Below are 12,991 nucleotides of genomic sequence, written 5' to 3'. Positions count from 1 at the left end.
CGCGCGGGAGGCGGCTCCCCCGCGCGACGGAGGCGCGCGTTCCTCCCCGCGGGGGACGCGCGCCTCCGCGCCCGTCCGTAGCGTGTGAAGCACACGATGAGGAAGGGAGCGCGGATGCTGAGACTGCGCGGGATCACCAAGCGATACGGCGAGCGGCAGGTGCTCGACGACGTCTCGTTCGACGTCGCGCCCGGCCGCCTCACGGGCTTCGTCGGCGGCAACGGCGCGGGCAAGACGACGACGATGCGGATCGTCCTCGGCCTGCTCGCCCGCGACGGGGGAGAGGTCACGCTCGACGGCGCGCCGCTCACGCCGGAGGAGCGCCGCAACTTCGGCTACATGCCCGAGGAGCGGGGCCTGTACCCCAAGATGAAGGTCCTCGACCACATCGTCTACCTCGCCCGCCTGCACGGCTTCGGCAGGGCGGAGGCCACCCGCAGGGCCACCGAGCTGCTCGAGCAGCTCGGCCTCGCCGAGCGCCTGGGCGACAACGTCGAGACCCTCTCGCTCGGCAACCAGCAGCGCGCGCAGATCGCCGCGTCGCTCGTGCACGAGCCGCGCGTGCTCATCCTCGACGAGCCCTTCTCGGGGCTCGATCCGCTCGCGGTCGAGACCGTCGCGTCGGTCCTGCAGCAGCGCGCGGCCGACGGCGTCTCCGTGCTGTTCTCGTCGCATCAGCTCGACGTCGTCGAGCGCCTGTGCGACGACCTGGTCATCATCGCGGGCGGCACCATCCGCGCGGCCGGCGGGCGGGATGCCCTCCGCGAGCAGCACGCGACGAACCGCTACGAGCTCGTGTCGGATGGCGATGCCGGCTGGCTCCGCGCCGAGCCCGGCGTGCAGGTGGTCGACTTCGCGGGCGGCTTCGCGGTCTTCGACGTCGACTCCGACGACACGGCGCAGCGCGTGCTGCGCAAGGCCGTCGACCTCGGGGCGGTCGCGAGCTTCGCGCCCCAGCACCCCTCGCTCTCCCAGATCTTCAAGGAGGTCATCCAGTGAGCACCCCCACGAGCGTGCGGTCGACGCACCGCACCCCTGCGCCCGCCCCCACGACCGCGCAGAGCGTGTGGCTCGTCGCCGAGCGCGAGCTCGCCGCGAAGCTGCGCAGCAAGGCGTTCCTCATCTCGACCGCCATCCTCGTGCTCGGCGCTCTCGCGGCGGTGCTGTGGATGGGCTTCTCCGCCGCAGGAGGGGGCACGACGCCGGTCGCCGCGACGCAGGCCGTGGCCGCGCAGCTGCGCGCGGCGGACGGCCTCGAGGTCATCGAGGTCGACGATCGAGCCGAGGCCGAGCAGCTCGTCACGGCGGGGGAGGTGGATGCGGCCGCCGTGCAGGACGACGCGTCGCCGACCGGTGTCACCGTCATCGCGCAGAGCGAGGCGCCGGCCTCGGTCATCGCGGCGCTGTCGCTGTCGCCGACGGTCGAGCTGCTGGATGCGGGGGCGGGGGAGGAGAGCCCCCTGCGCTACATCCTCGGGATCGTGTTCGGCATGGTCTTCTTCATGGCCGCGATGTCGTTCGGCACGCCCATCACGCAGAGCGTGATCGAGGAGAAGCAGACCCGCGTCGTCGAGATCCTCATCTCGGCGATCCCGGCCCGCGTGCTGCTCGCGGGGAAGGTGCTCGGCAACACCATCCTCGCCCTCGCGCAGATCGTGGTGCTCATCGCGGTCGCCGTCGTGGGCCTCATCGTGACGGGGCAGACGGAGTTCCTCCAGGGGCTCGGCGCGCCCATGGTCTGGTTCGCCGTGTTCTTCCTCTTCGGATTCATCCTGCTCGCGGCCATGTTCGCCGCTGCGGGCTCGCTCGTCTCCCGGCAGGAGGACTCGGGTCCGACCCTCACGCCGCTCATCTACCTGACGATGATCCCGTACTTCCTCGTCATCTTCCTCGGCGACAACCCCCTCGTCATGACGATCCTGTCGTACGTGCCGTTCTCGGCCGCGGTCGGGATGCCGCTGCGCCTCTTCTTCAACGAGGCGCAGTGGTGGGAGCCGCTCCTCTCGCTCGTCGTGCTGCTCGGCTCGTGCGTGCTCGTGATCGCGCTCGGCGCCAAGATCTACGAGAACTCGCTGCTGCGGATGGGCGCGCGCGTCAAGCTCAAGGACGCTCTGAAGGGCTGAGCCCGACGCGCGAGACGCCGTCGCCCTCGCGGGCGGCGGCGTCTCGCGTTTCCGCGTGTTGCGTCGGCTCGCGGCGAAGAGCATGCGCCGGAATACAATCGTCCCCGCGGAGGTTCCCTCTCCCATCGGGCAACGGCGCCCACCGAGTCCACCGACCAGCAAGGAGCACGCCATGGGCGCCACGACCCTCGACCGCACCGCGGCCACCGACCACCCCGTCCTCGATGTCCTCGCCGACCGCTGGAGCCCGCGCGCCTACGACGCGACCGGCGCCGTCGACGAGGCCAAGCTCGCGAGCGCCCTCGAGGCCGCCCGCTGGAGCCCGTCGGCCTACAACGTGCAGCCCTGGCGGTTCATCGTCGCGCGCCGCGGCACGGCCGAGCATGCGTCGGTTGTCGAGTCGCTCGTCGAGTTCAACCAGCTCTGGGCCGCGAACGCCGCCGTCCTCATCGTCGCGGTCGCCGAGACGGCGAACGAGGAGGGCCGCGCGAACACGCACGCGGTCTACGACCTGGGCCAGGCCGTCGCGCACCTCTCGGTGCAGGCCCACCACGACGGCCTCGTCGTCCACCAGATGAGCGGCTTCGACCCCGAGGTCGTGCGCGAGCGCTTCTCGCTCGACGCGCGCTTCGCCCCGACGACCGTGGTCGCGCTCGGCGAGCTCGGCGACGTCGACGCCCTCCCCGAGGCGCTCCGCGAGCGCGAGACCGCGCCGCGCGAGCGCCGTCCGCTCGCCGAGACGGTCATCGTCGACGCGCGCTGACCTGACGAGCGCACGGAGCCGGCCCCGGGAATCCTCCCGGGGCCGGCTCCGTGCGTTCGGCCGGACCTACTGGCCCTCGCTCACGAGGGCGAGATGGTCTCCGGCGGCGTCGACGTCGACGCGCACCGTGTCGCCGTCATGCACGCCGCCCGACAGGATGGCCATGGCGAGGCGGTCCTGGATCTCCTGCTGGATGAGGCGGCGCAGCGGCCGCGCACCGTACACCGGGTCGTAGCCGCGCTCGGAGAGCCAGGCGCGGGCATCCGGCGTCACCGCGAGCGTGAGCCGACGGTCGCCCAGCCGCTCCTGCAGCGCGTCGACCTGCAGCTCGACGATCTGCGCGAGGTCGTCCTGGCTGAGGGCCTGGAACATCACGATGTCGTCGAGACGGTTCACGAACTCCGGCTTGAACGCCTGCCGCACGAGGAGCATCACCTGCTCGCGCTTGGCCTCGGCCGAGATCGTCGGATCGATGAGGATCGGCGATCCCAGGTTCGAGGTCAGGATGAGGATGACGTTCTTGAAGTCGACCGTGCGGCCCTGGCCATCCGTCAGCCGCCCGTCGTCCATGACCTGCAGGAGCACGTCGAAGACCTCGGGGTGGGCCTTCTCGACCTCGTCGAGCAGCACAACGCTGTAGGGTCGCCGGCGCACCGCCTCGGTGAGCTGCCCGCCCTGCTCGTAGCCGATGTAGCCCGGAGGGGCGCCGACGAGGCGCGAGACGGAGTGCTTCTCGCCGTACTCCGACATGTCGATGCGCACCATGGCGTGCTCGTCGTCGAAGAGGAACTCGGCGAGCGCCTTCGCGAGCTCGGTCTTGCCCACGCCCGTGGGGCCGAGGAACAGGAACGACCCCGTGGGCCGGTTCGGGTCGCTGATGCCCGCACGCGAGCGGCGGACGGCATCCGACACGGCCTTCACGGCCTCCTTCTGACCGATGAGCCGCCTGCCGAGCTCGGCCTCGAGGTGGAGCAGCTTCTCCGTCTCGCCCTGCAGCAGGCGCCCGACGGGGATGCCCGTCCACGCCGCGATGACCGACGCGATGTCGGCGTCGGTGACCTGGTCCCCGACCATCCGCTCGTCGCTGCGCTCTGCCTTCTCGGCATCCGCGAGCTCGCGCTCGAGACCCGGGATCTCGCCGTAGAGCAGGCGCGACGCGCGCTCGAGGTTGCCCTCGCGCTGCGCGCGCTCGGCCTCGCTGCGTGCGGCGTCGAGCCGGGTCTTGAGGTCGCCGACGCGGTTGAGCGACGCGCGCTCGGCCTCCCAGCGCTCCTGCAGCCCCTTCAGGTGCGCCTCCTCCTCGCGGAGCGTCTCGCGGAGCTTCTCGAGCCGGTCCTTCGACGCGGCGTCCTTCTCCTTCTTGAGCGCGAGCTCCTCGAGCTTCAGGCGGTCGACGTGCCGGCGCAGCTCGTCGATCTCGAGCGGCGCGGAGTCGATCTCCATGCGCAGCCGCGACGCGGCCTCGTCGATGAGGTCGATGGCCTTGTCGGGCAGCTGCCGGCTCGGGATGTACCGGTGCGACATCCCCGCAGCCGCGACGAGCGCGCCATCCGAGATCGCGACCTTGTGGTGCGCCTCGTAGCGCTCCTTGAGACCGCGGAGGATGGCGACGGTGTCCTCGACGCTCGGCTCGCCCACGTAGACCTGCTGGAAGCGGCGCTCGAGAGCGGCGTCCTTCTCGATGAACTCGCGGTACTCGTTGAGCGTCGTCGCGCCGATCATGCGCAGCTCGCCGCGGGCGAGCATCGGCTTCAGCATGTTCGCCGCGGCCACCGACCCCTCGCCGCCGCCCGCGCCCATGAGCACGTGCAGCTCGTCGATGAACGTGATGACGCGACCCTCGGACTCCGTGATCTCCTGGAGCACCTTCTTGAGGCGCTCCTCGAACTGGCCGCGGTACATCGCGCCCGCGACGAGGGCGGAGATGTCGAGGGCGATGAGCTCCTTGCCCTTGAGGCTCTCGGCGACGTCGCCGGCGACGATCCGCTGGGCGAGCCCCTCGACGACCGCGGTCTTGCCGACACCGGGCTCTCCGATCAGCACGGGGTTGTTCTTCGTGCGCCGCGTGAGCACCTGGCTCACCCGGCGGATCTCGCTGTCACGGCCGATCACGGGGTCGAGCTTGCCCTGCTTGGCGCGCTCGGTGAGGTTGATGCCGAACTGCTCGAGGGCGCTCTGCTGCTCCTCCTGCTGCGGCATCTGGTTCGCCTGCATTCCTGTCCTCCCTGAGTCACGGTGACTCTAAACCTGAGTCGAAGTGACTCAAGTTTATCAGCCACCCGACCCGCGGGGAAGGGCGCGGCTCAGATCCAGCCGCTCTCCTCGGCGACGAGCACGGCCTGCTGCCGTGTCTCGACCCCGAGCTTGCCGAGGATCACCGAGATGTGGTTCCGGACCGTGCCCGGCGCGAGAGACAGCGAGCGCGCGATCTGCCCCGTGGTCTCGCCGCGTCGTCCCACGCGCAGCACGTCGAGCTCGCGCGGGGTGAGCGGGCAGCGCTCGTCCGCGAGGGCGTCGGCCGCGATCTCCGGGTCGACGTACCGGCCACCGGCTGCGACTCGCCGGATGACCTGGGCCACCTCGCCCGCGCCGCGCGACTTCGGCAGGAACCCCGCGACGCCCGAGGAGAGCGCGCGGCGCAGCACGCCCGGCCGCGCATGGCGCGTGACGACCACGCACCGCGTCGCGATGCGCCGGCTCAACTGCGCGGCGACCTCGACGCCGTCCAGACCCGGCATCTCGAGGTCGAGGAGGCAGACGTCCGGCTCGACGCGCAGCGCCTCCGCGACCGCCTCGGAGCCGTCGGCGCACTCGGCCACGACCTCGATGTCGTCCTCGAGGCGCAGGAGCGCCGCGAGCGCGGAGCGGATCATCGCCTCGTCGTCGGCGAGCAGCACGCGGATCATCGGACGACCTCCTCGGGAACCTCCACCACGACGGCGAACGCGTCGGGGTCCCGTCGGACGTCGAGACGCCCGCCGACCTCGGCGACACGGCGTCCGATCCCCTCGAGGCCGGCGCCGTCGCGCGCCTCGGCGGCCCCTGCGCGGTCGTTCGCGATCTCGTAGCGCCATGCGCCGTCGACGCGCGCGAGCGAGAGGCGCGCCATCCGCCCCCCGCCGTGCCGCAGGACGTTGGTCGTGGTCTCCCTGATGACGGGCCCGAGCACGGCGCCGGGCGCCTCGTCGGCATCCGCGGGCATCTCGAGCGCCGCCGCGACCCCCGCGGCCTGCAGGAGGTCGCGCGCGTTGGCGAGCTCATCCGACAGCGGCGCCGACCGGAAGCGCGTCGCGAGGTCGCGCGTGCCCTGCGTGGCATCCGCGACGCTCACCCGCGCGGCTCGCACCTGCTCGAGCGCCGCGCCGGTCTCGCCGCGGTCCATGAGCTTCTCGGCCAGCTCGAGCTGCAGCGCGATCACCTGGAGGTGGTGCCCCTGGAGGTCGTGCACGTCGGTCGCGACTCGGAGCCGCTCCTGCGTCGCCGCGAGCCGCGACTCCGCGACGCGCGCGCGGTCGAGCGCGACGAGCACATCCCACCACCACAGCGACAGGACGGCCATGCCCGGCAGCATGACGCAGAAGGCCGCGAGCATCGGCGCCCCCTCGACCGCGAGGATGCCCCCGCCGCCGCGCGCGTCGACCCACCATGCCGCCGCGAGCGCAGCCGTCAGCGCCATGACGAGTCGCAGGCGGACGCCGCGAGACCAGTTGAGCAGGACCACGGCGTGCGCGGGGAGCAGGAGGCCGAGGAGCCAGCTGTGCGTCAGGACGCCGAGGACCGCGCCCGATGCGGCCGCGACGAGCACGAGCGGCACGAGGCGCTTCGCCACGAGCGGGTCCGACTCGCTGCGCGACCGATGCACGAGGAGGAGGGGCACGGTGCACGCGACCCAGACGACGCCGACGGCTCCGGCGAGGAGCCCCTGCCACGCGGCCCCACTCGCGACAGCCCAGGTCGTCGTCCAGAGCAGGGCGATCACGGCCTCGAAGAAGATCACCGCGCTGATCGTGTACCACCATGTCGCGGCGATGCCGCGCGTCAGATCGATCGCGCCCCGACGCGCGTCCCCCGATGTCGCCTTCACTCTCACCACAGTACGGCCGTGACAGATGTCACCCCCTGCGCGTGCAGCTCGCCCGCACTCCGGTGACACCTCGGCACTGCCGCGATCGGCCGCGGCGCGATGGAGTGGAGACATCGCCGGAGAGACCCCTCCGCAGCACAGCCGACAGGAGCACAGCATGAACCTCATCGAGACCTTCCAGAACCTCGTCGCCCAGGTCCCGGAGCTCGTCCAGCCGCTCATCGTCGCCCTCGCGGGCGCCGTCCCGTTCATCGAGGGCGAGGGCGCCGCGGCGATCGGCATCATCGGCGGCATCCACCCGGCGATCGCCGCCGCGGCCGGCGCGATCGGCAACTTCCTCTGCGTCGCCGCGCTCGTGCTCCTCGGCTCGGGCACCCGACGCGCGATCGTGACGCGGCACCGCGAGCGCGTGGCGGTCGCCGCGGGCGGCGGCGCGATCACCGAAGGCGGCACCGCCGTCGCGGCCCCCGCTGCGTCGCCCCGCAGGGAGAAGTTCCAGCGGGCGCTCGTGCGCTACGGCGTCCCTGGCGTGAGCCTCCTCGGCCCGCTCCTCCTGCCGACGCAGTTCACCGCGACGATGCTCGCCGCCGCCGGCGTGGGCCGCGCGCGCATCCTCTTCTGGCAGGGCATCGCGATCGTCGGCTGGACGACCCTCATCACGCTCGCCCTGACCGGCATCATCTCGATCGCGAGCTGACGCCCCGCGCTACGCGGCGACGAGCGGATCGGCCCCTGCGGCCATCCGCTCGTCGCCGTCTGCCATCTCGGGGCACGCGAAGCGCGCGCGATACGCGGCCGGCGAGATCCCGAGCACGCGCGAGAAGTTCTGGCGCAGCACCGCGGCCGAGCCGAAGCCGCAGTCGGCCGCGATGCGGTCGAGCCCCCAGTCCGTCCGCTCGAGCAGGCGCTGCGCCTGGATGACCCGCTGGCGCGCGAGCCACGCGGCCGGCGTCGTGCCGAAATCGGCCTTGAACCGCCGCGCGAACGTGCGCGGCGACATGTGCGCACGGTGCGCGAGCTCGTCGACGGGCAGCTCGCGGTGGAGGTTCTCGAGAGCCCAGTCGGCGACCGGCGCGAGCGACAGGCTCGCCTCCGCCGGCAGCGGGTTCAGGATGAACTGGGCCTGGCCGCCGTCGCGCTGCGGCGGGACGACCATCCGCCGCGCGATCTGGTTCGTGAGCTCGGCCCCGATCTCCTGTCGAAGGAGGTGCAGGCAGGCATCGAGACCCGCCGCCGTGCCCGCGCTCGTGATGATGCGGCCCTCCTGCACGAAGAGGACGTCGGGGTCGACCTCGATGCGCGGGTACATGCGCCGCATCGTGTCGGCGTACATCCAGTGCGTCGTCCCCCTGCGCCCGTCGAGCACGCCCGAAGCCGCGACGACGAACGAGCCGCTGCAGACGGTGAGCACCCACGCTCCGCGTGCGACGGCGCGACGGATGACCTCGCACACGCGCTCGTCGACCGCGCCCCACGACGACCGGGGGATCGGGGTGACGACGACGAGATCGGCCTCGTCGGCGAAGGACAGGTCGGCGTCGACCGTGATTGAGAACCCGAGGTTGGATGCCACAAGACCGGGCGTCGGGGAGACGAGACGGAAGTCGAAGCTCGGCACGCCGTCGGCACTGCGGTCGAGGCCGAACGCCTCGCACGCCAGCCCGAACTCGAACGGGGCGAACCCCTCCTGGACGATGCACGCGACGGTCTTCATGAGCGCTCCGGTTGGCAGAAATGCGACGATCTGTGGCCATCCTGCCACTCGCGGCAGGAATCGCACAACCGTAGCGTTCCTGCCATGCTCGTCGTCATCATCGTCACCGCCCTTGTCGTCGCCGCGGGAGCTGCCGTCGCCGCGGCGGTGCTCCCGGGCGGCGGCGCGCCCTCGGACGGGTCCGAAGCCGACGCGACCCGTGCGCACACGGCCGGCGTGAACCCCGTGCAGGGATGAGTCAGCGGCCGAGCACGCGCTCGTAGACCTCGACCATCGCCGCCGTGCGCGACGACTGCAGGAACTCGTGGGCGACGCGCTCGGTCGGGACGGGCGCGGTCCCGGCCGCGATGTCGTCGGCGGCGGTGCGGATGGCCGCGGCGAGCGCCGCGATCCGGCCCGGCTCGTCGTCGGGCGCGGGCACCGCCCAGATGCCGCCGTCGAACTCGCCCGCGATGTCGGGGTCGCTGATGATCGACGGCGTGCCGAGGGTCGCTGCCTCGAACGGCGTCATGCCCTGGGTCTCGAAGCCGATCGAGGTCTGGATGAGGGCGTCGGCGGCAGCGATGCGCGCGAGAGTCTGCTCGTAGGGGAGCCGGCCGGCGAACCGCACGCGGTCGCCGAGCCCCCGCTGCGCCACGAGTCGCCGCGCCTTCTCAAGTTCGAAGCCCCCGCCGATGACCTCCAGCTCGGCGCGCACGCCGGCGTCGGCGAAGGCCTCGAGCGCGGGGAGGAGCCGCTTCTCGGGCGACATGCGCCCGAGCCACACGAAGCGCGGACGCCCGGGGGCGCGGAGGATCGGGGCGGCCTGCAGCACGCGCGCGCGGACGTCGTCGTCGATGCCGTTCCACACGACGTCGACGGGCGCGAAGACCCCGTGCTCCTCGAGCCGCCGCGCGAAGTGGCGCGACGGCGCCGTCACCGCCGACGCACCGCGCGCGAGGCCGCGCAGGTACGCCCATCCGTCGTCGCCCGGTCCTGAGCCGGGCAGGGCGCGCCGTCGCCACGCGTTGAGCGCCCGGAGGACGAGACCCGGGAAGGGCGCGGTCGCCTCGATGCCGACGTCGACCCGGTTGTGCATGGTGTGCACGACCGGAACCCGGAGCCGGCGCGCGAGGCGATGCCCCAGGAACGCGCCCCAGAAGTCGGCCTGGACGTGCACGAGGTCGGGCAGCGGCGTGCCCTGGGCGACCCGGCGGGTCAGCGCGTGGTCGATGAACGCGTCGGCCGAGGCACCCGGCCAGGCGAACGAGTACTCACGGTCCCACGTGACGGGCACGGACGGCAGGTCGAGGTAGGCGGGGTCGTCGCGGTTCACGGGGTCGCGCGACCAGCGCCGGGGCGCGACGACGGTGACGACGTGACCCGCCCGCTCGAGGAAGCTGCGCTGCAGCCGCGTCGAGACCTGCGCCCCGCCCAGCGTCTCGACGTGCTGGTCGCCGAAGATGACGATGTGCACGGCGTCAGGCGGGGAGCGCTTCGCCCCGGTACAGCGCCTCGAACGTGTCGAGCGTGCGCGTGATGTCGTGGGCCTCGACCATCCGCAGGGATGCCCTCTGCATGCGCTCGCGCTCCTCGGGAGCTGCGGTGAGCACATCCGTCAGCCGCGCCGCGAGCGCGTCGACGTCGCCCGGCTCGAAGAGGTAGCCGTTCTCGCCCTCGTGCACGAGGTGCGGGAGTGCGACCGCGTTCGCCGCCACGACGGGCAGACCGGACGCCATGGCCTCCATGGTGGCGATCGACTGCAGCTCGGCGATCGAGGCGATCGCGAACACCGAGGCGCGCGTGAGCGCGTCGCGCAGCACCTCGTCGGTCGTGTGGCCGAAGAACGTCACGCGGTCGGCGATCCCCAGCTCGTCGGCGAGCCGCTCGAGCAGCGGGCGCTGGTCGCCGTCGCCGACGAGGTCGAGCTTGACGTCGAGGGCGGGATCGAGACGCGCGATCGCGCGGAGGAGCACGTCCACGTGCTTCTCGGTCGTGATGCGCCCCACGAACACGACGCGGTTCTCGGTGCGGGGGGAGAGGTCGGCCGTGTACTGCGACTTGTCGATACCGCAGCTGATGGGGATGACGCCGGCGATGTCGATCGTCGTCTCGAGGAAGTCGGCGGCCTTGCGCGTCGGGGTCGTGACCGCCGCGGTGAGGTCGAACGTGCGCTTGGCGTCGTCCCACGCGAGCTTGACGAGGAGGCGGTTGAGGGCCGGCGGCAGCTTCGTCGAGTCGACGATGTTCTCGGGCATCACGTGGTTCGTGGCGATCACGGGGATGCCGCGCTTGCGCGCCTCGCGGGCGAGGCCGCGGCCGATGACGATGTGCGACTGGATGTGCACGACGTCGGGCTTCACGGCGTCGAGGACCTGGCGCGCGTAGTGCTTCGAGCGCCACGGCCACACGAATCGGAGCCACTCGTGCCACCACAGGTGCACCGACGGCAGCCGGTGCAGGGTCATCGGCTGGCCCTCGATGACCTCGGTGCGCGGCGCCGTGCGCTTCCACGCGGTGTTCGGCGCGCTCACGTGCACGTCGTGTCCGCGCTGGACGAGACCCGCGGCGAGGCGCTCCGCGAACCGGGCCGCCCCGTTGATGTCGGGCGAGAACGTGTCGCACCCGAGCAGGATGGTCAGTCGGTCGGACGCGGAAGTGGTCACGGATGCCTCACAGTGCAGTTCGTGGCGGCGCCATGCGGCCTGGGGGAAGTCTTCCCGAGCCTATTGCACCAGTTTGGAGCTGACTGTGAGGCGTGCCGACGCGGCTCAGCCCTGCTCGGCCCACCACGCACGGAGCCGTCGCTCGGCCTCCTCGGGGCCCAGCGCGCCCTCATCCAGGCGCAGGTCGAGCAGGAACCGGTACGCCTGGCCGACCACCGGGCCCGGGCCCACGTCGAGGATCCGCTGGATCTCGTTCCCGTCGAGGTCGGGCCGGATGGCGTCGAGCTCCTCCTGCTCGCGGAGAGCCGCGATGCGCGCTTCGATGTCGTCGTACGCGTGCGCGAGACGCGCGGCCTTGCGGCGGTTGCGCGTCGTGACGTCGGCGCGGGTGAGGATGTGCAGGCGCTCAAGCTCGTCGCCCGCGTCGCGCACGTAGCGGCGCACGGCGGAATCCGTCCACGCGCCCTCGGCGTAGCCGAAGAAGCGCAGATGCAGCTCGATGAGCTTCGAGACCGAGCCGATCGTCTCGCCGTCGTAGCGCAGCGCCTGCAGCCGCTTCTTCGCCATCCGCGCGCCGACGAGGTCGTGGTGGTGGAACGAGACGGCTCCGCCGGGCTCCAGCTTGCGGGTGCGCGGCTTGCCGATGTCGTGCAGGAGGGCGGCGAGGCGCAGCTTCACATCGGGCTCGGCGTCCGGATGGCGCGCGCGCTCGTGCTCGATGGCCTGCGCGAGCACGGTGAGGGAGTGCTCGTAGACGTCCTTGTGGTGGTGGTGCTCGTCGACCTCGAGGCGCAGCGCGGGGATCTCGGGGAGGAACTGGTCGATGAGGCCCGTCTCGACGAGGACGCGCAGCCCGCGCACGGGGTCGTCGGTCTGGAGGAGGCGGGTCAGCTCGCCCTGGACGCGCTCGGGGCTCACGATCGCGAGCGTCTCGCGCAGGTCGGCGATCGCCGCGAGCGTGCCCTCCTCGATCGCGAAGCCGAGCTGCGCGGAGAAGCGGGCGGCGCGCAGCATGCGCAGCGGGTCGTCTCCGAAGCTGACCCGCGGATCGATCGGCGTGCGCAGGACGCCCGCGACGAGGTCCTCCACGCCGCCGGTCGGGTCGACGAGCCGCACGTCGGGGACGCGCAGCGCCATCGCGTTCACCGTGAAGTCGCGTCGCGTGAGGTCGGCCTCGAGGGTGTCGCCGAACTCGACGGTCGGCTTGCGCGTCTCGCCGTCGTAGCTGTCGGCCCGGTAGGTCGTGATCTCGACCTGCTCGCCCTGCACGCGCGCGCCGATCGTGCCGAACGCCCGGCCGATGTCCCACTGCGCGGAGGACACCGGCGTGACGATCCGCAGGATGTCGTCGGGGCGCGCGTCGGTCGTGAAGTCGAGGTCGTTCGTCGTCCGCCCGAGGAGGGCGTCGCGCACGGGTCCGCCGACGACCGCGAGGTCGTGGCCCGCATCGGCGAACGCCTGCGCGAGGGTCGCGACCACGGGCGACGCCGCGAGGTCGCCGAGGCGCGCGAGACCGGCGGCCATGTTGAGCATGGCTTCCAGGGTACCGGGCGGTCGCAGGGCGGCCCTCGAGACTAGCGTCCGTCGTCGAGACCAGCGCCCGGTGCACTGGTCTCGGCGACGAGCGCTAGTCTCACGGACCCGGGGGACCCAGGGGGCGGG

The 12,991-nt window shown here is 72.3% G+C and carries 12 protein-coding genes; 5 read left to right on the top strand and 7 right to left on the bottom strand.

The genetic code is table 11. The features are described from left to right. Window positions 1-114: 114 nt before the first annotated feature. The 3 genes from PKE79_RS04995 (at window position 115) to PKE79_RS04985 (ending at window position 2,886) form a co-directional block, all read left to right on the top strand. A complete protein-coding gene (locus tag PKE79_RS04995) occupies window positions 115-999 on the top strand; it encodes an ABC transporter ATP-binding protein (RefSeq protein WP_271172565.1) in 885 nt (294 codons plus the stop codon). After that, the gene (locus PKE79_RS04990; protein WP_271172564.1) at window positions 996-2,123 is read left to right on the top strand and encodes an ABC transporter permease; all 1,128 of its coding nucleotides are present in this window, start codon (window positions 996-998) and stop codon (window positions 2,121-2,123) included. The genes PKE79_RS04995 and PKE79_RS04990 overlap by 4 nt, the downstream gene beginning before the upstream one ends. Before the next feature lie 172 nt (window positions 2,124-2,295). Continuing rightward, entirely contained in the window at window positions 2,296-2,886 is a 591-nt protein-coding gene (locus PKE79_RS04985) for a nitroreductase family protein (protein WP_271172563.1), read from the top strand. A gap of 66 nt (window positions 2,887-2,952) precedes the next feature. Here PKE79_RS04985 and PKE79_RS04980 read toward each other — a convergent pair whose 3' ends face one another. The 3 genes from PKE79_RS04980 to PKE79_RS04970 all read right to left on the bottom strand — a co-directional run bounded on the left by PKE79_RS04980 (window position 2,953) and on the right by PKE79_RS04970 (window position 6,970). Then, window positions 2,953-5,100, bottom strand: coding sequence for an ATP-dependent Clp protease ATP-binding subunit (locus PKE79_RS04980; protein WP_271172562.1), 2,148 nt, complete (start codon window positions 5,098-5,100; stop codon window positions 2,953-2,955). Window positions 5,101-5,189: 89 nt separating this feature from the next. Next, window positions 5,190-5,792, bottom strand: a complete 603-nt coding sequence (locus PKE79_RS04975; RefSeq protein ID WP_271172561.1) for a response regulator transcription factor — start codon at window positions 5,790-5,792, stop codon at window positions 5,190-5,192. Continuing rightward, entirely contained in the window at window positions 5,789-6,970 is a 1,182-nt protein-coding gene (locus PKE79_RS04970) for a sensor histidine kinase (RefSeq protein ID WP_271172560.1), read from the bottom strand. Before PKE79_RS04970 ends, PKE79_RS04975 begins: the two co-directional genes overlap by 4 nt. Window positions 6,971-7,127: 157 nt before the next feature. On the opposite strand from PKE79_RS04970, the gene PKE79_RS04965 reads away from it, so the two are divergent. Next, window positions 7,128-7,667, top strand: a complete 540-nt coding sequence (locus tag PKE79_RS04965; RefSeq protein WP_271172559.1) for a small multidrug efflux protein — start codon at window positions 7,128-7,130, stop codon at window positions 7,665-7,667. Window positions 7,668-7,676: 9 nt separating this feature from the next. Here the strand turns inward: PKE79_RS04965 and PKE79_RS04960 are convergent, their stop codons facing one another. Further along, the gene (locus tag PKE79_RS04960; protein WP_271172558.1) at window positions 7,677-8,684 is read right to left on the bottom strand and encodes a GlxA family transcriptional regulator; all 1,008 of its coding nucleotides are present in this window, start codon (window positions 8,682-8,684) and stop codon (window positions 7,677-7,679) included. A gap of 84 nt (window positions 8,685-8,768) precedes the next feature. On the opposite strand from PKE79_RS04960, the gene PKE79_RS04955 reads away from it, so the two are divergent. After that, the gene (locus PKE79_RS04955; protein ID WP_271172557.1) at window positions 8,769-8,921 is read left to right on the top strand and encodes a hypothetical protein; all 153 of its coding nucleotides are present in this window, start codon (window positions 8,769-8,771) and stop codon (window positions 8,919-8,921) included. A gap of 1 nt (window position 8,922) precedes the next feature. On the opposite strand, the gene PKE79_RS04950 is transcribed toward PKE79_RS04955, so the two are convergent. The 3 genes from PKE79_RS04950 to PKE79_RS04940 all read right to left on the bottom strand — a co-directional run bounded on the left by PKE79_RS04950 (window position 8,923) and on the right by PKE79_RS04940 (window position 12,862). Beyond that, a complete protein-coding gene (locus tag PKE79_RS04950) occupies window positions 8,923-10,140 on the bottom strand; it encodes a glycosyltransferase (RefSeq protein ID WP_271172556.1) in 1,218 nt (405 codons plus the stop codon). Window positions 10,141-10,144: 4 nt separating this feature from the next. Further along, window positions 10,145-11,329, bottom strand: coding sequence for a glycosyltransferase (locus PKE79_RS04945; RefSeq protein WP_271172555.1), 1,185 nt, complete (start codon window positions 11,327-11,329; stop codon window positions 10,145-10,147). A 105-nt stretch (window positions 11,330-11,434) separates the two neighbouring features. Beyond that, a complete protein-coding gene (locus tag PKE79_RS04940) occupies window positions 11,435-12,862 on the bottom strand; it encodes a CCA tRNA nucleotidyltransferase (protein ID WP_271172554.1) in 1,428 nt (475 codons plus the stop codon). Window positions 12,863-12,991: the final 129 nt, after the last annotated feature.

The sequence above is a fragment of the Microbacterium barkeri genome (assembly GCF_027921765.1).
Taxonomy (GTDB): Bacteria; Actinomycetota; Actinomycetes; order Actinomycetales; family Microbacteriaceae; genus Microbacterium; species Microbacterium barkeri.
Note: the sequence above shows the minus strand (reverse complement) of the source record. Positions and strands in the feature narration are given on the sequence as shown.

Coding starts and splice junctions, on each gene's coding strand:
- PKE79_RS04985 (WP_271172563.1), top strand. CDS start 2,296: ATGGGCGCCACGACCCTCGACCGCACCGCGGCCACCGACCACCCCGTC.
- PKE79_RS04965 (WP_271172559.1), top strand. CDS start 7,128: ATGAACCTCATCGAGACCTTCCAGAACCTCGTCGCCCAGGTCCCGGAG.
- PKE79_RS04995 (WP_271172565.1), top strand. CDS start 115: ATGCTGAGACTGCGCGGGATCACCAAGCGATACGGCGAGCGGCAGGTG.
- PKE79_RS04955 (WP_271172557.1), top strand. CDS start 8,769: ATGCTCGTCGTCATCATCGTCACCGCCCTTGTCGTCGCCGCGGGAGCT.
- PKE79_RS04975 (WP_271172561.1), bottom strand. CDS start 5,792: ATGATCCGCGTGCTGCTCGCCGACGACGAGGCGATGATCCGCTCCGCG.
- PKE79_RS04940 (WP_271172554.1), bottom strand. CDS start 12,862: ATGCTCAACATGGCCGCCGGTCTCGCGCGCCTCGGCGACCTCGCGGCG.
- PKE79_RS04980 (WP_271172562.1), bottom strand. CDS start 5,100: ATGCAGGCGAACCAGATGCCGCAGCAGGAGGAGCAGCAGAGCGCCCTC.
- PKE79_RS04960 (WP_271172558.1), bottom strand. CDS start 8,684: ATGAAGACCGTCGCGTGCATCGTCCAGGAGGGGTTCGCCCCGTTCGAG.